Here is a 19,523-nt window from a genome sequence, read left to right on the forward strand (position 1 = left end):
CGCATGCAACAGCTTCCAGCCCCGGCGTTCATCTTCAATCTCAGCACCGGATACTTCGCCCCCCGGTGCCTCTACCTCATCGCGCAGCTCGGGGTGGCGGATGTCCTGGGCAATACACCCATGAGCAGCGAGGAGCTGGCGCGGGCGACGGGGGCGCACGGTGACTCGCTCCATCGGATGATGCGGCTGTTGGCGGCGCATGGCGTGTTCGAGCGACGCGGGGGCGGCTGGGCCCACAACGACTACTCCGAGCACTTGAAGGCCAGTCACCCGCAGTCGCTGAAGTCGCTGGTGATGATGTTCGGAGACGACATCAACTGGCGCTCGGCCGGGGCGCTGGGCGTGTCAGCGCGGACGGGCCAGACAGCCTGTGACTCCGTGACGCCGGGTGGACTCTGGCCGTACCTCCAGGCCCATCCGGAGGACGCGCGGGTCTTCGACGCGGCGATGACGGGCAAGTCGCACATGGCCATCGCGGCGGTGCTCCAGGCGATGGAGTTCCACCGCTACGAGCACATCGCGGACATCGCCGGAGGCCGGGGCCACATCCTGTCAGCGGTGCTCGATGCCACGCCCCGCTCCCACGGCACGCTGTTCGACCTGCCGCATGTGGTGGAGAACTCCCAGCCGCATCCGCGCATGAAGACGCAGGCGGGAGACTTCTTCGTGGGGCCGCTGCCGCGCGCCGACGCGTACATCCTGAGCAACATCATCCACGACTGGGCGGACCCGCAGGCCATCTCCCTCCTCCGGCAGATTCGCCAGGTGGCGCCGGCCCACGCGGAGCTGCTGGTGCTGGAGATGATGCTGCCCGAGGGCCCGGAGCTGCACCCCGCACTGGTGATGGACCTGGTCATGCTGTCGCTCGCGGGCGGGCGCGAGCGCACGCAAGTCCAATACGATGCCCTGTTCGCCGAGGGTGGCTTCAAGCTGGACCGCATCATCCCCACCCACAGCCCCTACTCCATCCTGGTGGGCAAGGTGGCCTGAGGCCAAGCCCGCTATTTCGTTGAAGATGTTACTGTGTGACAAGAGGCGACCCGGGGCGCCGCGCGCGAGTCGCGCGGAGCGCTCGCGCGAATCGCGTTAGGCTTCAGGGCTCCTTCCCCTCGGGAGCCGCACCATGATTCGGAGCCTCTCCGTCCTGTGCCTCATCGCTTGTTTCACCTCGGCGTGCTCGGGTGACTCACCCGAAGACGAGGGGCCCGACGACACCCAGACGGACGCGGGCTCGGGGGATGGCGGCACCCTGGGCGCGTGTGAGCCGTTCGGCCGCTTCGGCGTGCCCGGCAACACGCTGACGCTGCCGGGGCCCAGCGCGAACGGGGAGCTGTACATCCCGGACGTGCAGTCGCGCTATCCGTCCACGAACTGGAGCACGCTGGACAGGCTCTACATCCCCGCGGGGAGATACACGCTCATCAACCTGGGCAACCTGCCCAACCGCCCGGCGAGCCGCCCGCTGGTCATCACCAACACGGGGGGCCAGGTGGTCATCCGCCCCAACCCGGGCAGCACCCAGGGCTACATCTGGTCCATGAGCGGGGGCTCCAACTGGGTGCTCACCGGCCGGTATGACCCGGACTCCGGCACCGGCCACGTGGACTTCCCGGGCCACCGCTGCGGCGCGTATGCGACGTCGCGCGACCGCTACGGCATCCTCAGTGACGACATCTTCCTGAGCGGCGGCCACATGGGGCTGGGCATCGGCGGCGCGCACAGCTTCGAGCTGGAGTACCTGGAAATCACCCGCGCGGGCTTCGCGGGCCTGCGCATCACCCGCGCCGCCAACGGCGACGGCACGGTGCCGCCCCTCAACGATATCAAGCTGCACGACCTCTACATCCACGACACCGCCAGCGAGGCCATCTACTTCGGCTCCACGCAGGGCGCGCCCACGCCGCTGGGCTCCAACCTGAAGGTCTACAACAACCGGCTGGTGCGCACGGGCACCGAGTCCCTCCAGGTCCAGAACCTGGGCGACGGCACGGAGGTGCACCACAACGTCTTCGCGTTCGGCGCCATCGACTGGCGCGCGGCCTTCCAGACCTACCAGGACCACAACTCCCAGGCGCAGGTGCGCGGCGGCACCATCCGCTTCCACCACAACGTCTTCGTCGGCGGAGCGGGCGCGCTGCTCAACTTCTTCGCGCAGGCGGAGGCCGGGGACCTCCCGCTCAACGTGGAGTTCACCGACAACTACTTCGCCGACACGCTGTCACTGGGCATCTGGTTCGGTGGCACGTCCGGCGCGGGGGCGAAGTTCAACTGGGAGCGCAACGCGTTCCGAGGGTTGAACTTCGGCTACCAGGGCGTCTATCCGACGGCCACGGACCCGGGCGTCGTGCTCAGCAAGGCGGGGACGATTACCGCGCCCATCACCTTGAAGGAGAACCGGTGGGAGGGCAGTCGCAGGCTCATCTCCGGCCTGACGGGTGGCAGCGGCACGGTGGGCTCGGTGACGGCCACCGGCAACGTGAATGGCGATGTCACGGCGCTCACGTTCGTCAACACGGGCCTGCCCGCCGGCACCACGACGCGCCAGCTCGAGCGCTGGACGGCCAAGGCCACCCTGGCGCCTGGCTCACCGGACATGACGTACGCGGCGGGGGCCCTGGTGATGCACGACGGGCAGCTCTACCGGGCGAAGGCCCAGAACACCAACAAGCCCCCACCAGCCAACACCGCCCAGTGGGAGCACCTGCCCCTGCCCGTGGATGACCTGCGCACCGCGCCCGGCACCGAGTGGTCCCAACGCGGCGTGGGCCTCCTCGACGTCGCGCCATAGCGTGGCTTGAACCATCCGGGCGGAATCAGGCAGCTCCGCTCGGGTGGTTGTCATGGAAGTTTTCAGCAATGGCTGACACGTGATGTTGAGCCGTCTGCTTTCTCAACCTGTTTCTCCTTTTTTCCCATTTTCTGAGATAGCAGCGCTCAAGGGCGAGAGTCCTCGCCGAGCAGCTCATCGGGAGATTGGAATGACATTGAAGGTCTTCAGTCAGGGTGTTTCACGTTGGATTGTATCCGTCTCATTGTTGGCGCTGGGGGGCTGCGGTCCGCAGGAGTCCGAGGCCCCAGCGAGCGGCTCGGAGACGGTGCCCGCGGTGGTGGGCGAGGCCCGGCAGTCGGTGTCCTCGGTGAGCCACCGGGCGAGCACGACGGCGTGGGTGAAGGGCGCCACGTCGCTGACCCTCAACAAGCCGGCGGGCACCGTCGCGGGTGACGTGCTGCTGGCGCGCCTCAGCAACCGCAACAACGTGGCGGCGGTGGCGACGCCTCCCGCGGGCTGGACGTTCCTGCGCTCGGACCAGAGTGCGTCCCAAATCAAGGCGTGGGTCTTCTACAAGGTCGCCGGGGCATCGGAGCCGGCGAGCTATGCGTTCACCTTCGACGCCTCCTACTACCTCGCCGGCAGCATCTCCGCGTTCTCCGGCGCGAATCCCACCAACCCCATCGATGCGCACAGCGGCCAGAAGAACGGCAACCTGGCCACCATGGACAGCCCGGCCATCACCACGACCTCGGCCAACGGGCTGGCGGTGTGGTTCGGCACGCAGCTGTGGGCGGGCGCCACGTGCCCCACCAATCCGCTGACGCCTCCCACGGGCTTCACCGAGGCCTTCGAGGCGTGCTTGCAGTCGTCGGACCGGGGCATCCTCTTCGACATGGCGTGGAAGGAGCTGGGGGCGGCGGGTGCGCAGCCCGCGTTCAACGGCGTGTCCACGCTGCCCAACACCAACACCGCCCAGGCGGTGGCGCTCCGGGCCGCGGACGCGCCCACGTGCACCGTGGGTGACACCTTCGCTCCGGCGTGGACGCTGATGGGCAACGTGTCTGCGCCGCTCATCGTCGAGCCCTCGGGCCTGGCCGCCAGCCGCGTCACCCCGGGCGCCATCTACGCCCACAACGAGGACGTCAACGACATCGTCGCCATCAGCACCGCCAACGCGGCGACGCTGGGCTCGTTCAAGGTGGCCGGCGTGACGCCGCAGGATTGGGAGGACGTGGCCACCGGGCCGTGCCCCACCGGCTTCTGCATCTACATGGGAGACATCGGCCGCTCGAGCGCGAGCCTGCCCATCCCGCCGAATACGTTCTACGTCTACCGCATCCCCGAGCCGAACATCGGCGCGGGCCAGACGAGCGGAGATTTGACGTCGGAGCAGTTCCCCTTCGTGTACCCGGATGGCGGCAAGGACGCCGAGGCCATCATGGTCCACCCCGTCACCGCCGACATCTACATCATCACCAAGTCCGGCTCGGGGTTGAGCAAGGTGTACAAGATGCCCAAGCCGCTGCCGGCGCCGGGCGTGCAGTCCACGCTCATCTTCGTGTCCAACCTCCAGCTGCCCGTGGTCCCGGACCAGCCGAACTGGTCCTACACCACGTCCGCGAACATCCACCCGTGCTCCAACCGCTTCATCCTGCGCACGTACAAGACTGTCTATGAGTTCCGCGCGGCGCCGGGGGCGGCCTTCGAGACGGCCTTCGCGGCGGCGCCCGTCACCCTGACGGACACCGTGGAAGGGCAGGGCGAGGCCATCGAGTACGACCCGAGCGGTGGGAGCTATTACACGATGAGCGAGAGCCCCTCGCCCTTCAAGCTCAAGCGCGTCCTGCGCCAGTAGACAGTTGAAGTCAGGTGTCCCCGGAGCGCGCTTCGTCAGGGGACACCGGACTCGCCGGAGGCGTGGCTCGTCAGGTGACAGATGACGACATCAGGGCGTCTGGCGCACCTGACTCACGAGCCAGGTCTGTGCGTCGGGGCGGCTCCAGAACTCATCCCAGCCGCTGTGCGTGCTTCCCGGCATCACGGTGACCTGGAACTCGCCGGTGTAGCCGGGGCACTGGCGGACCTGCGTCAGCAGGCCGTCGGTGGGGTTGGTCCACTTCCAGGCGTTGAACACGCCGTCGCCCACGTTGCCCGCGGCCCAGAGGGGGAAGTCCTCGAGGATGCAGACAGGGTTGGCCAGGGGCGTGGTGATGGCCACCGGCATGCCGCCGGCGTAGGTGCTCCGGTACTTCAGGAGCTGGTCATTCACTCCCGAGCCGCCCCAGGACAGGCCCGTCATCGTCACGCGGTCCGGGTCGATGTTGTAGAGGCTGATGGCCTGCAGCACCAGGGCGTGGATGACGTCTTGGTTGAAGTAGCTGTCATGCGGCGCTCCGATAGCGGGTGCGTGAGGCGCGATGACGACGGCGGGGTAGGTGTTGACCAGGGGCTTGCCGGGGATGAGCTGGCGGATGAAGCCCTCCGGGTTGGCGAGCACCTGGGTGTGGTCCGGGCTGAGCGTGCTGCCGCCCCGGCCGTGCAGCGAGAGGACCAGGGGATACTTCTTCGTGGGAAGCGCGCCGTACTCGATGGGGAGGAAGACAGCGGTGTCGTAGATGCCGCCGCGAGGCCAGACGTGAATCCTGCCCGCGCGCGGGTCCACCGGCGCGGTGCTCGGGTGCACCGTGACGCTCACGGTGTCCGACGCGGCGGAGCCGCCGTTGTCCGTGGCGGTGAAGCGGAAGATGTACGTGCCTTGCGTCAGGCCGCTGACGCTCACGGTCCGCGTCGTCGCTCCCGTCAGCGTGGCCGGCGTGGGACCGAAGGCCTGCTGCCAGAGATAGCTGGAGATGGTGCCGTCCGTGTCACTCGCCGTGCCCGTGAGCTGGAGTGAGCTGGTGGGCAGGACGACGGCGGTGTCGTGGCCCGCGAAGGCGGTGGGCGGCTGGTTGGCGAGGGTGACACCCCGCACCTCCAGCTCCCGCACCCGGCACAGGCCGTCGCCGCCCGACGCGCGCTTGCACAGGAGGCGCACGTAGCGCGTCTCCACGGGCTGGGCGAGCTGCAGCGTCCAGGTGGGCAGGGTGTTGTTGTTGACGGAGGTGCCAGCGAGGGTCTGGAAGCTGTCCGTGGCGGCCAGCCGATGTTGGAGCTCGAAGTCGAGCATCTGCTGCCCCACGGTGGTGTCGCGACCGGAGTGCAGCGTGAAGCCGTCGATGCGATGCACCGCTTGCAGGTCCACCTCCAGCCACTCAGGCGTCGTCGCCCCGGGAGGCGCGGCGGAGGCCCACCGGTCCTCGGTGTTCAGGATGCCGTTGAACGCCTTGGCATGCCCATACATCAAGGGTGCGCCGTTGGCGTGCACCGAGGACGCCGATGAGGCCTTTCCGACCGCGACATTCGAAGACTGCGCCCACGCGGGCAGGGCGAACAGGGACAGGACCGCTGCGAGGAGGTGTCGGGGTTTCCAATACATGGGAGGCCTTTCGAGAAAGGGCTCCCAGGATTGAATGGGGTAGTCATGGCGCTAAGGGGAATCTTCAATGCCTTGTTTTTGCAAGGGATTGTCGTGCCACTCCATTGCAAATGTACTTGCGGGGCATAAGACTCCCTCAAGTTCAGGCATTGAAGCCGCCATCCACATCCAGGGTGGCGCCGGTGACGAAGGAGGCGCCGGGGCTGGCGAGGAAGGCGACGGCGGCGGCGATCTCCTCGGGCTGTCCGTAGCGGCCGAGCGCGGTGCCCGCCATCTGCGCCGGGGCGCTGGCGCCGGTGGCCGGGTTCATGTCGGTGTCGATGGGGCCGGGCTGGATGAGGTTGACGGTGATGCCACGGGGGCCCAGGTCGCGAGCCCAACCTCGGGTGTACGCGGCGATGGCGGCCTTGGTGGCGGCATAGTCACCCAGTCCCGCGAAGGGCGCATGGCTGGCGATGCCGGAGCCGATGGAGATGATGCGTCCGCCTTCGCGCAGCAGCGGCACGGCGGAGCGGACGGCGGCGACGACTCCGTGGACGTTGACGGAGAACTGGTGGTCGAGCGCCTCGAGGTCACTGGACGGGTCTCCGACGACGCCGGTGTGGAAGATGCCCGCGTTGTTGACGAGCACGTCCAGGCGGCCGAAGCGCCGGGCGACCTCGTTGACCAGGGCCTCCACTTGTTGAGGGTTGGCCTGGTCGGCCTTCAGCGCCTCGGCGCGGACTCCGCGCGCCTTCAACTCCTCGACGAGGGCCAGGGCCTTTGATTCGGAGGAGCCGTAGCTAATGGCGATGGCCGCGCCTTCGTCCGCCAGGGCTCGGGCGATGGCCGCGCCCAGGCCGCGTGAGCCTCCGGTGATGAGTGCCACCCTGCCTTCGAGGTTCTTCCGTGTGCTCGTCATGACGTGTCTCCGGTGTGGGGTTGCGATGAGGAAAGAGTAGGGACCTCGCCTCGGCGGAGAAACGCCGTGCTCGGGACAGGACTGTTTCCAATCGAGTAATAATCGCGGGGAGCCCGGGACTCCCCCCGTCGGGCTCGCTCGAGGATGACTCCATGGATCAGCTCACCGCGATGCGGGTGTTCGCCCGAGTGGTCGAAGCCGGCACCTTCACCCGGGCCGCCGACACGCTGAAGATGCCCAAGCCGTCGGTGACGAAGCTGGTGCAGGGGCTGGAGGAGCACCTTCAAGTGAAGCTGCTCCAGCGCACCACGCGGCGGGTGACGGTGACGCCCGAGGGCGCGGCGTATTACGAGCGCACGGCGCGGCTGCTGGCGGACCTGGAGGATATCGAAGCGGATGTGTCGAAAGCGCAGACGCGTCCCCGAGGGCGGCTGCGAGTGGACGCGGGGTCCTCGGTGTCCAACTTCCTGCTCATCCCCGCGCTGCCGGCGTTCCGGGCGAAGTATCCGGACATCCAGTTGGAGCTGGGGGTGAGTGACCGCTCGGTGGACCTGGTGGGAGACGGCGTGGACTGTTCGATTCGCGGGGGTGTGCTGCCGGACCAGTCATTGGTGGCGCGGCGCATCGGCGAGCTGGAGTTCCTGTCGTGCGCCACGCCCGAGTACCTGAAGCGCAAGGGCACGCCCGTGCACCCCTCGGACCTCCAGGAGGGTCACGACATCGTGAGCTACTTCTCCACGAGGACGGGGCGGCTCATTCCGTTGTCCTTCCTCCCTCGGGAGGGAGAGCGCATCGACGTGATGGGGCGCTCCAGCGTGGCCGTCAACGAGAGCACCGCGCACTTGTCGGCGGTGCTGGCGGGGCTGGGCGTGTCGCAGCTTCCCGCCTTCGTGGTCCGGCCGCATCTCGCCAGCGGGGCGCTGGTTCAAGTCCTGGACGCATGGCAGGGGGCGCCGTTCCCGCTCTACATCGTCTATCCGCAGAACCGGCACATGAGCGCCAAGCTCCGCGCGTTCGTGGACTGGGCGGTGGAGCTGTTCGCGCCGTACCGGCCCAAGCGTGACGTCATGGAGCTGGCGGCCCGGCGGTGAGCTTTCCGAGGGCACGCCACACCTCCGCGTCCGCTCGTCGGACTGGAGGTCCGGCGCTATCGCCTGGCCGGCTTCTTCCGAGCGGAGGGCCTCTTCACCGCGGGCTTCCGGGCGGCGGTCTTCTTCACCGTCGCCTTCTTCGCCGCCGTCTTTCGCGTGGAGGCCTTCTTCGTCGCTGACGTCCGCGTCGCGGTCTTCTTCGCAGGGGCCTTCCGCGTCGCGGTCTTCTTCGCGGGAGTCGAGGCTCCGCCGGTCAGCGCCTTCGTCCATCGCTGGATGTAGTCCGCGCGCGTCGTCGCGTCGGGGAGTCCTTCCGCGTGAAGGGCGACAGTGACGCCTCTCGCGGCCGGGAGGACGCGGAGCTGCGCGGTCCTCGGGCGCGGCCAGTCGATGCGATTCAGTCGGATGCGGAGCAGCGTCGGAGGCCTCGCCCGAATCGCGACGACGTCCGTTCCGTCCTTGAGCGTGGTGAGGTCACCCTCCTTGAGCGACGCCTGCGCGGGTGAAAGCCATCGCCCCAGGCCCTTCGCATCCGCCCAGTTCCGCCACGCCTCCTCGGCCGTCAGGTCGAAGGTGCGTCGGGCTCCGGCCCCATACGTTCCATCCGCTGCAAGTCCGGTCGGCATGTGCTTCCTCCTGGGGGCAGACCATGGAGACGCCGGAGCGTCCAGGCAACCAGGAAGTGACAACCCTCGCGCGGCCCGTGTCCGCCATGGTGTAGACGGTCTGCGTGCGCTCCACTCCGCCCCTCGCCACGCTGCTCCAGGATGAGACCCGCCGCTATGTGCGGAGCTATCGCTCGGCTTCCCTGTGCGCGGGGCTGACGTCGCGCGGCGAGCACCACGTCCAGTCGTTCCGAGGGAAGGGCGCACCGGCTCCCGACAACGCCCTGTTCTCCCTCGGCGGTCTCACCCAGGTCTTCACCGGCGCGCTGCTCGCCCTCCTGGTGGAGCAAGGCAAGGCACGACTCGACATGCCGCTCGCCGAGGTGATTCCCCGCTCGCTCCTCCCCGATGCGGACGCGGGCCGAATCACCCTGGAGCAGCTCGCCACGCACACCTCCGGGATGCCCCACCTGCCGCCCAACCTGGATGCGGCCCCGCGCAATCCCGAAGACCCGTTCGGCCACTATTCCGCCAACCTCTTCGGAGACTTCCTCCGCACCTGGCACCCCCAGCTCCCGCCACCGCGCCCCGTCTCCGAGTCCCTGCTCGGCATGGGCGTCCTGGGCCATGCGCTCTCACGCCGCGCCGGGCTCAACTACGGACACGCGCTCCGCGATGGACTCTTCACGCCCCTGAAGCTCAGCGACACCTCGGCGCGCGTGACGGACGAACTGGCACCGCGCCTCGTCTCCGGCCACACCGCGCGCGGCCGGCCCGTGCCCGCCTGGACCTTCCCCGCGCTTCCTGGCGCGGGCGCGCTCCACTCCACCGTGCCCGACCTGCTGCGCTTCCTCGACGCGAGCCTCGGCCGCGCCGACGAGTCCCTCTCACGCCCCTTGAAGCTGACATGGCTCCCTCGCACCGAGGGCGGCTCCGTGCGCATGGGGCTCGGTTGGTCCATCTCCCAGCTTCGTGGACACCCCGTGGCGTGGTGCTCGTCGGTGATGGGTGGCTACGTCGGCTTCCTCGGCCTCGCGCCCTCCGCGGACGCGGGAGTCGTCCTGCTCTCCAACCACGGCTGGTCCCTGCTCGCCGCGCTCCGGGGCCGCGTGCCCCTGGAGGCCCCTGGCTTCGCGCTCCTCTCCCGACTGCTCACGGAGACAACCCCTTAGTAGCTCAGGAAATGCTGATTTATCGGCTTGAGCCGGTAGAACACGAACAGGCACGCTGGAGCGCATGACACCTGCTCCCGTGCTCCGGACTGGCCGCCGCTCTGATTCGTGCCCGCTGGCCGTGGTTCTCCTCATGGCCGCGCTCGCCGCGTGTGGACCCGAAGCTCCTCGCGACGAAGGCGAGCCGCTGGCCCGAAGCGAGGACTCGTTGCCAGCGGGGGGTTGGGGGACGCTGATGGCGAGCGGTGGCGCGCCCATCCGGAGCATCACCCGTCGCTCGGATGGACTCCTGATTGGCGGCGCGAGCGCGGGGACGCGCATCGACGTCTGGACGAGCGCCAACGGTGGCGCGAGCTGGTCGCCCCATGGCTCCGTCGCGAACAACCCCGCGGTGCAGTTCGGCGACGTGACGATGCGAGCCATCCCGGGGACCCGCATCATCTTCTGCGCGTTCCGCGAGTACGCCGGTGGCCAGTACCGCATCACCATCACCCGGAGCGACAACGACGGAGACCAGTGGGTCTACGACAGCACCGTCATCGGTCCCGTCGCCCGTTTCGTCGGAGCGCCCTTCCTCTTCCAGCGCGCGAATGGAGACCTGCAGGTCTATTACGACTCCGAGCCGCTCGCCGCGCAGCGCGGCTATCCGGGCCACCAGTGGATTGCCATGCAGGGACGTGCGGGAAGCTCGGGGCCGTGGACGGCGTATGGCGTCGTCGCCGTGGCGTGGGACAAGCGCGCCGGAGCGCTGAACCGAGAGGGCATGCCCACCGTCGTGCAGCTCGGGGGAGACCGGCTGATGGTCGTCGTGGAGGGAGTGGAGGCCTTCGCCACCGGAGGCGCGCGCGCCAATGTCATCAACGCCGTGCAGTCGTGGGACGGCGGCAGGACGTGGGACGAGTCCCTGCGGCGCACCGTCTATCGCTCCCGCGTCGACCCGGGCTCCGGCCGTCGCTACAACGCCTATGTCCCGTATGCCATCCGCGTGGGCAACGGCCCCGTTGGCGTCGCCTTCTGCACCGACGAGGACAAGGCGGGACCGCCCGACCTGTCGAGTGCCCCCGTGGACCAGCGCAACTGCCACGTCGGCTTCGTCAGCACGACGGCCAACTTCGAGACGTGGTCGGCTCCGAGCCCCGTGTGGACGGCGACGTCCCGCAACTACACGCCGGGCCTCTACGAGCGCGCCCCCAACGACGTCATCGTGGTGATTGACGCGCTCGGTGGAAACCGCGTGCTCCAGCGGTAGGCACGCGCACCGAGGCCAGCCCTGCTCACGGGAGGAAGGGCTGGTTCTCCGCGAAGTACTCGAGCGTGTCCGCGTGGGTGAGCGCGAGCCAGGGGTGGGTGAGCGCCATGGCCAGCGCCTTGACCGCTCGGCGGCGGGCAGGCAGGAGGGCGAACCTGGGCTGGACACACCCACCGCCCCTGGACGAAAAGGTTGCGGCGCTGATTCAAGCGCCGTGGCAGCCTACGCCCCCCAAATCCCATGGTTGAGTACGATCCGCATCGTTGGTGGAGTTACTTCCACTACCTCAAGGGCTCGATGGTCCGCGAAATCGTGGCCCGAGTCATGGTCTGCGTCCTGTGGGCTCTGGGCGTCACCATCTTCCATTCCCATGTCCGCTCGGTGGCGATTCCCCCCACGGTGCACACGCTGGCGGGAATCTCCCTGAGCCTCCTGCTCGTCTTCCGCACCAACTCCTCCTATGACCGCTTCTGGGAGGGGCGGAAGCTGTGGGGCGGCATCGTCAACGAGACGCGCAACCTGGCGCGTGCCTCGGGCGTCTTCCTCAAGTCCGAGCCCGCCCTCTACGCCGCGCTGCTGCGGTGGACGGCCGCCTTCCCCTTCGCGTCCGCGTCGTTCCTGCGAACCAAGGCGGAGCTGGGGCCGCTGGCCCAGGAGCTGCCGCCGGAGGAGGTGGCGGAGGTGGTGAGCAGCCAGCACGCGCCGTTCGCCGTGGCGCGCAAGCTCAGCGCGCTGCTCGACACCGGTCGTCGCCAGGGCCTGTATTCCGAGTACGTGCAGATGCAGCTGGACCAGGACGTCCACCTGCTCGTCGACTACATCGGCGGCTGTGAGCGCATCCGCAAGACGCCCATCCCCTTCGCGTATGTGATGCACCTGCGCCGGGCGCTGCTCGTCTTCTGCTACACGCTGCCCTTCGCGCTGGTGGAGTCCTTCGGCGGACTGACGGTGCTCGCCACGTTCATCGTCGCGTACATCTTCTTCGGCATCGAGGAGATTGGCGTCGAGATTGAAGACCCCTTCGGCCATGACGACAACGACCTGCCGCTGGATGCCATCTGCAACACCATCCATGCCAACCTGAGGGTGCTGCTGCCCGAGGAGACGCAGTCGCGCCAGGCGCCCCCGGCCGCCTGAGCAGGACTTCAGCGGCCGGACACGGAGGGCTCGGGCGGCACGTCGTAGACGCACAGCCACAGCCCGTCCTCCGGTTTGCAGCGCGCTCCGGGAATCTTCTGGAGCCAGCTCACCCGGATGGGGATGACCAGGTAGACCGTCTCGGGGTCCAGCTTGCCCGCGGCGATTTCGGCGTCCATGCCCAGGCAGTACGTCTGCGCCTTCGCATCGTCGATGCGCGCGACATAGCCGCTGTTGAAGGTGAGGCCCAGCCGGTACGCGCGGTAGGCCCAGCGGTGGAAGTCCATGGGGCCCGCGCGACAGCCCCAGCCCGAGCCGTCATGCATCTGCGGCGGATACAGCGCCAGGTGCTTGCGGCCCTTCGCCGCCTCGGTGAGCGCGGGGGATGGGCGCGCGTTCCAATGGCCTCCGCCACCTTCGGCCTTCCGCCCCTGGCCGAGGTTGAGGTCCAGCGCCTGGATGAGCAGCAGCAGCCCCGCCAGCGTGGGCGCGAGTGACGGGCGCACCAGCCTGGGAATCGCGAGCGCGGCGCCCACGAGCAGCAGGTAGTGCAGGGGCCAGACGAAGCGGCCCGAGGAGCGGAAGGCCTCCGCCCACTTGAGCACGGGGCGATAGAGCGCGGACAGGTCGGCGACCTGCTCTCCCTGGAAGGTGACGCGCCACGAGAGGGCGAAGAAGGCCAGCCCCAGGGCCACGACGGTGACGGGCACCCAGCGCCGCCACAGCGCGAGGATGCGCCGGGGCTGGCGTGCCATGAGCCCGAGCACCAGCGCGAACGCGATGAGGCCCCCCGCGCCCAGGTAGCCGAAGCCCTCGTTCTGGGCTCCTCGCTTGGGAAGGGGAGGCAGGAACCGGGACCAGCTGAACTCCCCATGGCCCCCGCCGTTGAAGAGCGTGGTCAGGTCCGCGGAGAACTCGCCGAAGGCCTCGGCTCTCACGGGCGTGCTGGTGCCCAGGTAGCCGAAGGCGAAGAAGAGTCCGAGCACGGACGCGAAGCAGGCCACCGCCGCGAGCGCGGGCCAGGCGAAGGGGAGCTTTTGCTCCAGCGCTGTCCGCGCGCACAGGGCCAGCGCGAGCGGCAAGGTCATGGCGGCGATGACGGGGTGGATGCCCGCCGCGAAGACGCAGAGCGCGAGGCCGATGCCCAGGGCCTGCTTCGCGTCGCGCGCGTCGCGCTGGGGCATCAGGTGGAGCCCCACCAGCAGCACGAGCAGCCAGTGGGCGCAGAGGGCCTCGTGCGCGAACCACATCCGCGAGTGCAGCACGGGCGACAGCACCAGCAGGCCACCGACGCACCACTGGTGCTGTGTGGAGGCGCCCAGCCGCCGCGCCACCCATGCCGCCGAGGCGCCCTGCAGCATGAGGCACAGGCACATCCACGGACCGATGTACTGGAAGTCCGTGGGCAGCATGAAGGAGAAGGGCCGCAAGAGCAGGCCCACCCACGGGAGCGAGTCCGTGTAGCCGAGCGAGGTCCCCAGCGGATGGAGGTAGTTGGGCGTGGCCCCCAGCGGGAAGCCGAGCGGCGTCTCGCGGAAGAAGAGCCACCCCAAGAGGTGCTGGCTGAAGTCGTCCCGGATGAGCCAGCCGATGCGCCAGGGCGCCAGCGCGCCGGGCCCGAAGGTCGCCAGGAACGCGAGCAGGCCGACGAGCGCCGCTCCCAGCGGTCCCGCCTGGGCCGTGCCCCACCGCGTGAGGGCGTCCCGGACGCGACGGCCGCGCTCCAGCGCGGTGCGCGGCGCCGACGGGGGCTCCAACTGGGAGGGAAGGGGGGCGCTCTGGTCCGACATTCGTCGGTGCTTGAGCACGGGACTTCCCGCGCCGTCAAGGCGCCGTGAGGGCTCGGAGGGAGGGCTCGGTCCGGGGCTCGCGGAGCCGACGCCCCGCCCGGCTCAGAGTCCCGCGAGCCGCGCCAGGACGCGCGCGGTGTCCTTCTCCAGGAAGTCGACCAGCTCCGGCGCGCGCGAGTGGCGGATGAGCGGCGCGTTCTGCCCCGCCCACAGCGACAGGAGGTCCTCCCGTCCCTGCCGGGCCGCCGCCTGTCGCAGCGGCTGGGTGAGCCAGTTCTGCACGGGGTAGGGCGGGATGGCCTGCTCGTGTGGCGTCAGCTCCCGCAGGAAGCGGTTCTTGATGCCTCGCGCGTAGCGGCCGGAGAAGACGCGCGTGAGCACCGTGGCGCGCGCGGACTCCTGGCGCAGCGCCTGGCGATAGGCGTCACTGGCATTGGACTCCTCGCACGCGAGGAAGGCCGTGCCCACCTGGACGCCCTCGGCTCCCAAGGCCAGGGCCGTGGCCACCGACCTGCCGTCGGCGATGCCCCCCGACGCGATGACGGGCGTGCGCACCCGGTCAACCAACTGAGGCACCAGCGCCGTCGTCGCGGGGGACTCCTCGGCGGGCCTCAAGAATGACGCCCGGTGTCCTCCCGCCTCGCTGCCCGAGGCGACGATGAGGTCCACGCCCGCCCGCTCCAGCGCGAGCCCCTCGTCCACGTTCGTCGCCGTCCCCGCGGTGATGATGCCGGCGGTCCGGCAGGACTCCAGGATTCGCGCCGAGGGGATGCCGAAGATGAAGCTGAACACCGGCGGCTTCAGCGCGAGCACCGCCTCCACCTGCGCGTCGTAGTCCTGGGAGAAGGCGCTGGGGTACGTGGGCAGGGGGAGTCCCAGCTCGTCGTACCAGGGCTTGAGCCGGGCGACGCCCGCCTGGAACTCCTCCGGCGTGGGGCGCAGCTCGCGTTCCCCCTCCAGCGGTACCCACAGGTTGATGGCGAACGGGCGCGAGGTGAGCCCCCGCAGCTCCCGGACGGTGTCCTCCAACTGCGCCGCGCTCAGGTGGTGCGCGCCGAACGAGCCGAGCCCGCCCGCCTCCGACACCGCCGCCGCCAGCCGCGTCGTCGACATCCCTCCGCCGAACGGCCCCTGTACCAGGGGGAGCCGGGTTCCAAGCATCCGTGCCACACGCGTCTCAGTCCACATGGGAAGGCCCTCGTGCCGTCGTGCCGGGCCTGTCCTAGCGGCGAGGGGCCCACCTCGCGACCCGATATCCGGGCAGGCGGCGCTCGCGGGTGACAGTGTGGAGAAGCCCTGCTTGTGGCGGCCTTCCTCGTCACCCGGCAACCAGCGCTTGCCCCTGACGGGGGTGGGTGCAACCCTTCCGCGCCGCTCCACTTTCAGGGAATCGACGATGATTGCACCAGGCCCCACGCTCCAGACGGCGCGCCTCATCCTGCGCCCCACGGCCCGGGAGGACTTCGAGGGCTTCGTGGCCCTGATGGCCGACCCCGAGTCCTCGCGCCACATCGGCGGCCTCCAGCCCCGCTCCGTCGTCTGGCGGGCCATGTGCTCCATGGCGGGGAGCTGGACGCTGCAGGGGTTCGGCATGTTCTCCGTGCTGGAGCGCTCCACGGGCAGGTGGGTGGGCCGGGTGGGCCCCTGGCAGCCGGAGGGGTGGCCGGGCACGGAGGTCGGCTGGGCCCTGCTGCGGGACGCCTGGGGCAAGGGCTACGCCACCGAGGCCGCCTCGGCCGCCATGGACTGGGCCTGCGACCACCTGGGCTGGACGGACATCATCCACTCCATCGCCCCGGACAATGTGGGCTCCCAGGAGGTGGCCCGCCGCCTGGGCGCCACCCTGCGCGGCCCTGGCAAGCTCCCCGCACCCATGGAAAGCACCATCGTGGAGCTGTGGGGGCAGGGCCGGGACGCGTGGCGGGCCCGCCGCGCTTCGTCCAATGGCTGACCCCGGGCGGGATTCCGGGGCAAGGAAGGGGCCCTGGTGTTATGTCCGCCGGTGGGCTAGTCCTCGCCCCTGGGACGTGTCTTCCCGCTTGCTCCCTTTCTCATGGGGCAAGGGGGCGATTAGATTCGAAGTGTCGCACGGAGAGGCACGGACCGTGCGCGAGTGTCAGAGGGGCGGGCCGCCCGCCGTACGCGTCGACCCACCCCATGCCGTAACTCAGTGACCTGCCCACCCTTGGGGCAGCAGGTCCTTCCACCCTTTCGCAGGAGCGTCACATTCTTAGGGATCAAAGAGGCAACCGCGGCGGGAGCCGCGACCAGAGAACCAATCGCCGCATCCGCGCCCGTGAAGTCCGGGTGGTCGGCTCCGATGGCTCACAGCTCGGAGTCATGCCGCTCGAGGCCGCGCTCGACAAGGCCCGCTCGGAAGGTCTCGACCTCGTCGAGGTCAGCCCGATGGCCCAGCCGCCAGTCTGCAAGATCATGGACTACGGCAAGTTCAAGTACGAGGAGAAGAAGAAGGCCGCCGAAGCCAAGCGCGCCCAGCTCATCGTGCACCTCAAGGAAGTGAAGCTCCGTCCCAAGACGGAGGACCACGACTACGAGTTCAAGGTCCGCAACACCCGCGGCTTCATCGAAGATGGCAACAAGGCGAAGGTGGTCATCCAGTTCCGCGGGCGTGAAATCACGCACAAGGAGCAGGGCACCGCCATCCTCGACGACGTGGCGAAGGACCTGAAGGACGTCGCGGTGGTGGAGCAGGCCCCGCGGATGGAAGGGCGCCTGATGTTCATGATTCTCGCGCCCACGCCGAAGATCGCCCAGCGCGCTCGCGAGCAGGCCCGCGCCGCGGCAGGCCCCAAGCGGCCCTCCGCCCCCACGTCTCCGGACAAGGCCGCCGCGCCCGCCACGGGTAGCGCGCCGGAAGAGGACGCCAGCCCCGCCGCGCCTCCGCCCGCGGACTCGACGGGCCCGACGCCCTGAGACCCACACCCCCCGCACGCGGTGGACAGCCTCCACCGCGTGGGGGGCCTCTCGGGGCCTCACCCCTCTCAGCCTCTCTGGAATGAGGTGATGGGGGAGCACGACAGCGGTCCTCTCACGAGGCCGCTGCCAGGCGAGCCACCAGGGGCTTGCTCTCGTGAGCGTGGCTTCGCGGACGGTTGAGACGCCTCGGCTGATCTCCCCGTCCCGGGTCGGTGTACGCTGATAGATTGGAAGACCTGGAAATCGAACCAGCCCATGCAGCAGAAGCTCGCCGCCGACATGTCGACGACCGCCGTCCATACGAAGGGCAAGTCCGCGCAGTCCCCGCGGAGCGTGCCGGCCTTGACGGTCGTGTCGCATCCTCATCCTCAGCGCATCGGTGAGCGGCTGTTGCTGGAGGTCCTCGCGAGCGTGGGGAGGACGGCGGCGCTGTCGCGCAACGCGCCGGACTTCTCCCGTCCAGGAGGGCTCTTGGCGCTGCCCCTGGGAGACCCCTTCCTGAGTCGGACGCCGGTGCTCTTCGAGCCGGGCTCCCATGGCGGCCTGCGCCTGCTGGTGCCCGAGGACGGCACCCAGGTCTGCGTGGCCGGGGAGTCCGTGGCCGGGGGCCGGGAGTTCACCCACGAGGAGCTGGTGGCGGGCGTGCCGCTGGTGCTGGCCGATCGCGTGGTGCTGCTGCTGCACCTGGCCTCCTCGGGTGGGGACGTGCTCACCAAGGACCTGGGGCTCGTGGGCCAGGGCGAGGGAATCCGGCAGCTTCGCGAGGACATCCTGCGGGTGGCGGACCTCCAGGTGCCGGTGCTCATCCGGGGCGAGACGGGCACGGGCAAGGAGCTGGTGGCGCGCGCCATCCATGACAACGGCCCGCGTCGCGCGGGGCCCTTCGTCAGCGTCAACCTGGGCGCGCTCTCCAAGGAGCTGGTGGCCGCGGAGCTGTTCGGCGCGCAGCGGGGCGCGTACACGGGCGCCAGTAGAGATCGCGAGGGCTTCTTCCGCGCCGCGCACGGCGGCACCCTGTTCCTGGACGAGGTGGGCGAGGCGCCCCCCGAGGTGCAGGCGGCGCTCCTGCGCGTGCTGGAGACGGGCGAGGTGTACCCGGTGGGCGGCCACACGCCGGTGCCCGTGGACGTGCGGCTCGTCGCCGCCACGGACTCGAATCTGGAGGCGCGCATCGAGGAGCGCCTGTTCAAGGCGCCGCTGCTGCACCGGCTGGCGGGCTTCGAGCTGCGGGTGCCCGCCTTGCGCGAGCGGCGCGAGGACATCGGCCTGTTGTTCCTCCACTTCGCCCGCCAGGAGCTGGAGACGACGGGCGAGACGTGGCGGCTGGCCTCCACGGACCCGCGCGCGCAGCCCTGGCTTCCCGCGGCCGTCGCCGTCCGGCTGGTGCGCTACGCCTGGCCCGGCAACGTCCGGCAGCTTCGCAACGTCACGCGGCAGCTCGTCATCGGCAGCCGGGGCCTGCCGGGCCTGCGCATCGACTCACGGCTGGAGCAGACGCTGGACGCGGAGTCGCTGCCCGTGCCGGGCAAGGTGCTGGCCGGGCCCACCCCGGGCGTGCCCGACGCCGCCGAAGCGAAGTCCTCCCGGCGCAAGCCGTCCGAGGTCGACGAGAACGAGCTGCTGGAGGCGCTGCGCGCCTGCTCGTGGGACTTGAAGGCCACCGCGGACTACCTGGGCATTCCGCGCCCCTCCGTCTACGTCCTCATCGACAAGAGCTCGCTCATCCGCACCGCCCGGGACTTGAGCCCGGAGGAAATCACCCGCTGCTTCCAGGAGTGCGAGGGTGACCTGGACAAGATGGTGCAGCGGCTGGAGGTCTCCCGCCGCGCCCTGCAGCGCCGCGTGCGTGAGCTGGGCCTGTCCGACGCGTGAGTGGACGCGTCAGCCTCCGGGCATGACACGTCGTTGACGCGTCCATTCTCTTCCAACGCCGCGTGTCCTCGAGGCGCTTCCGAGGGAGCCGGATGTCGGCGCGCGCTGGTACGGTGCCTGCAGTCTATTGCCACAGACAGTCAGTCCAACCCCCAGAAGGAGCCACGGCCCATGGCCAATATCGTCATCAGGATTCAGTCCACAGGACCCTCCCCGGCAGAGGCCCGCGTCCGTCACGGCGACGAGGTGACGTTCACCCTGGATGAAGTCGTGTCCGCCGAGGTGAAGTTCCCCGACGCGACCTGCCTCTCGGCGCCCGGCCCGTTCTTCCTGAGCAACAGCTCCCTGGCCGCGTCCAACAGCGCGAACAGCGTGACGCTGACGTGCTCCGTGGGTAACTACCCGTTCGAGGTGATTCTGCCCGACGCGAAGCACGGCCCGGGCAACCAGTACGAGACGAAGAAGGGCGGTCTGGACGTGACGACCGACCCGCCGGAAGAAACCAGGAAGTAGTCGCCGCG

At 69.5% G+C, this 19,523-nt stretch carries 16 protein-coding genes; 11 read left to right on the forward strand and 5 right to left on the reverse strand.

Annotated elements, in window-relative coordinates:
- Positions 1–3: 3 nt before the first annotated feature.
- From ACN469_RS36750 to ACN469_RS36760, 3 genes are all read left to right on the forward strand, one after another.
- Entirely contained in the window at positions 4–990 is a 987-nt protein-coding gene (locus ACN469_RS36750; protein ID WP_498775901.1) for a methyltransferase, read from the forward strand.
- A 133-nt stretch (positions 991–1,123) separates the two neighbouring features.
- Positions 1,124–2,788 carry a carbohydrate-binding protein gene (locus tag ACN469_RS36755; RefSeq protein ID WP_498775903.1) on the forward strand — a complete coding sequence of 555 codons (1,665 nt, stop codon included), beginning with the start codon at positions 1,124–1,126 and terminating at the stop codon, positions 2,786–2,788.
- A 190-nt stretch (positions 2,789–2,978) separates the two neighbouring features.
- Positions 2,979–4,628 carry a cell wall anchor protein gene (locus ACN469_RS36760; RefSeq protein ID WP_498775905.1) on the forward strand — a complete coding sequence of 550 codons (1,650 nt, stop codon included), beginning with the start codon at positions 2,979–2,981 and terminating at the stop codon, positions 4,626–4,628.
- A 90-nt stretch (positions 4,629–4,718) separates the two neighbouring features.
- Here ACN469_RS36760 and ACN469_RS36765 read toward each other — a convergent pair whose 3' ends face one another.
- Both ACN469_RS36765 and ACN469_RS36770 read right to left on the reverse strand, forming a co-directional pair.
- Positions 4,719–6,248, reverse strand: coding sequence for a PKD domain-containing protein (locus ACN469_RS36765; protein ID WP_498775907.1), 1,530 nt, complete (start codon positions 6,246–6,248; stop codon positions 4,719–4,721).
- Positions 6,249–6,390: 142 nt separating this feature from the next.
- Positions 6,391–7,149 carry an SDR family NAD(P)-dependent oxidoreductase gene (locus ACN469_RS36770; RefSeq protein ID WP_498775909.1) on the reverse strand — a complete coding sequence of 253 codons (759 nt, stop codon included), beginning with the start codon at positions 7,147–7,149 and terminating at the stop codon, positions 6,391–6,393.
- A 152-nt stretch (positions 7,150–7,301) separates the two neighbouring features.
- Between ACN469_RS36770 and ACN469_RS36775 the strand changes: the two genes are divergently transcribed.
- Positions 7,302–8,240 (forward strand): LysR family transcriptional regulator, encoded by a 939-nt coding sequence (locus ACN469_RS36775; protein ID WP_498775911.1) that lies wholly within the window; start codon positions 7,302–7,304, stop codon positions 8,238–8,240.
- 56 nt (positions 8,241–8,296) lie between these two features.
- On the opposite strand, the gene ACN469_RS36780 is transcribed toward ACN469_RS36775, so the two are convergent.
- Positions 8,297–8,866, reverse strand: coding sequence for an SRPBCC family protein (locus ACN469_RS36780; protein ID WP_498775913.1), 570 nt, complete (start codon positions 8,864–8,866; stop codon positions 8,297–8,299).
- 104 nt (positions 8,867–8,970) lie between these two features.
- Here ACN469_RS36780 and ACN469_RS36785 point away from each other — a divergent pair, with 104 nt between their 5' ends.
- From ACN469_RS36785 to ACN469_RS36795, 3 genes are all read left to right on the forward strand, one after another.
- Positions 8,971–10,017, forward strand: a complete 1,047-nt coding sequence (locus ACN469_RS36785; protein ID WP_498775915.1) for a serine hydrolase domain-containing protein — start codon at positions 8,971–8,973, stop codon at positions 10,015–10,017.
- 133 nt (positions 10,018–10,150) lie between these two features.
- A complete protein-coding gene (locus ACN469_RS36790) occupies positions 10,151–11,266 on the forward strand; it encodes a sialidase family protein (RefSeq protein ID WP_498775916.1) in 1,116 nt (371 codons plus the stop codon).
- A gap of 240 nt (positions 11,267–11,506) precedes the next feature.
- The gene (locus ACN469_RS36795; RefSeq protein ID WP_498775917.1) at positions 11,507–12,403 is read left to right on the forward strand and encodes a bestrophin family protein; all 897 of its coding nucleotides are present in this window, start codon (positions 11,507–11,509) and stop codon (positions 12,401–12,403) included.
- Positions 12,404–12,411: 8 nt separating this feature from the next.
- Here the strand turns inward: ACN469_RS36795 and ACN469_RS36800 are convergent, their stop codons facing one another.
- Positions 12,412–14,211: a DUF6311 domain-containing protein gene (locus tag ACN469_RS36800; protein WP_498775919.1), complete on the reverse strand. Its 1,800-nt coding sequence runs from the start codon at positions 14,209–14,211 to the stop codon at positions 12,412–12,414.
- Between the two features lie 84 nt (positions 14,212–14,295).
- The gene (locus tag ACN469_RS36805; RefSeq protein WP_498775921.1) at positions 14,296–15,381 is read right to left on the reverse strand and encodes an NAD(P)H-dependent flavin oxidoreductase; all 1,086 of its coding nucleotides are present in this window, start codon (positions 15,379–15,381) and stop codon (positions 14,296–14,298) included.
- Positions 15,382–15,589: 208 nt separating this feature from the next.
- Here ACN469_RS36805 and ACN469_RS36810 point away from each other — a divergent pair, with 208 nt between their 5' ends.
- The 4 genes from ACN469_RS36810 to ACN469_RS36825 all read left to right on the forward strand — a co-directional run bounded on the left by ACN469_RS36810 (position 15,590) and on the right by ACN469_RS36825 (position 19,515).
- The gene (locus tag ACN469_RS36810) at positions 15,590–16,144 is read left to right on the forward strand and encodes a GNAT family N-acetyltransferase (RefSeq protein ID WP_498775923.1); all 555 of its coding nucleotides are present in this window, start codon (positions 15,590–15,592) and stop codon (positions 16,142–16,144) included.
- 275 nt (positions 16,145–16,419) lie between these two features.
- Positions 16,420–17,127, forward strand: coding sequence for a translation initiation factor IF-3 (gene infC, locus ACN469_RS36815; protein ID WP_163869228.1), 708 nt, complete (start codon positions 16,420–16,422; stop codon positions 17,125–17,127).
- Between the two features lie 258 nt (positions 17,128–17,385).
- Positions 17,386–19,002 carry a sigma 54-interacting transcriptional regulator gene (locus tag ACN469_RS36820; RefSeq protein WP_498775925.1) on the forward strand — a complete coding sequence of 539 codons (1,617 nt, stop codon included), beginning with the start codon at positions 17,386–17,388 and terminating at the stop codon, positions 19,000–19,002.
- 171 nt (positions 19,003–19,173) lie between these two features.
- Positions 19,174–19,515, forward strand: a complete 342-nt coding sequence (locus ACN469_RS36825; protein ID WP_498775927.1) for a hypothetical protein — start codon at positions 19,174–19,176, stop codon at positions 19,513–19,515.
- Positions 19,516–19,523 lie beyond the last annotated feature (8 nt).

The organism is Corallococcus terminator (assembly GCF_049194865.1).
Taxonomy (GTDB): Bacteria; Myxococcota; Myxococcia; order Myxococcales; family Myxococcaceae; genus Myxococcus; species Myxococcus terminator_A.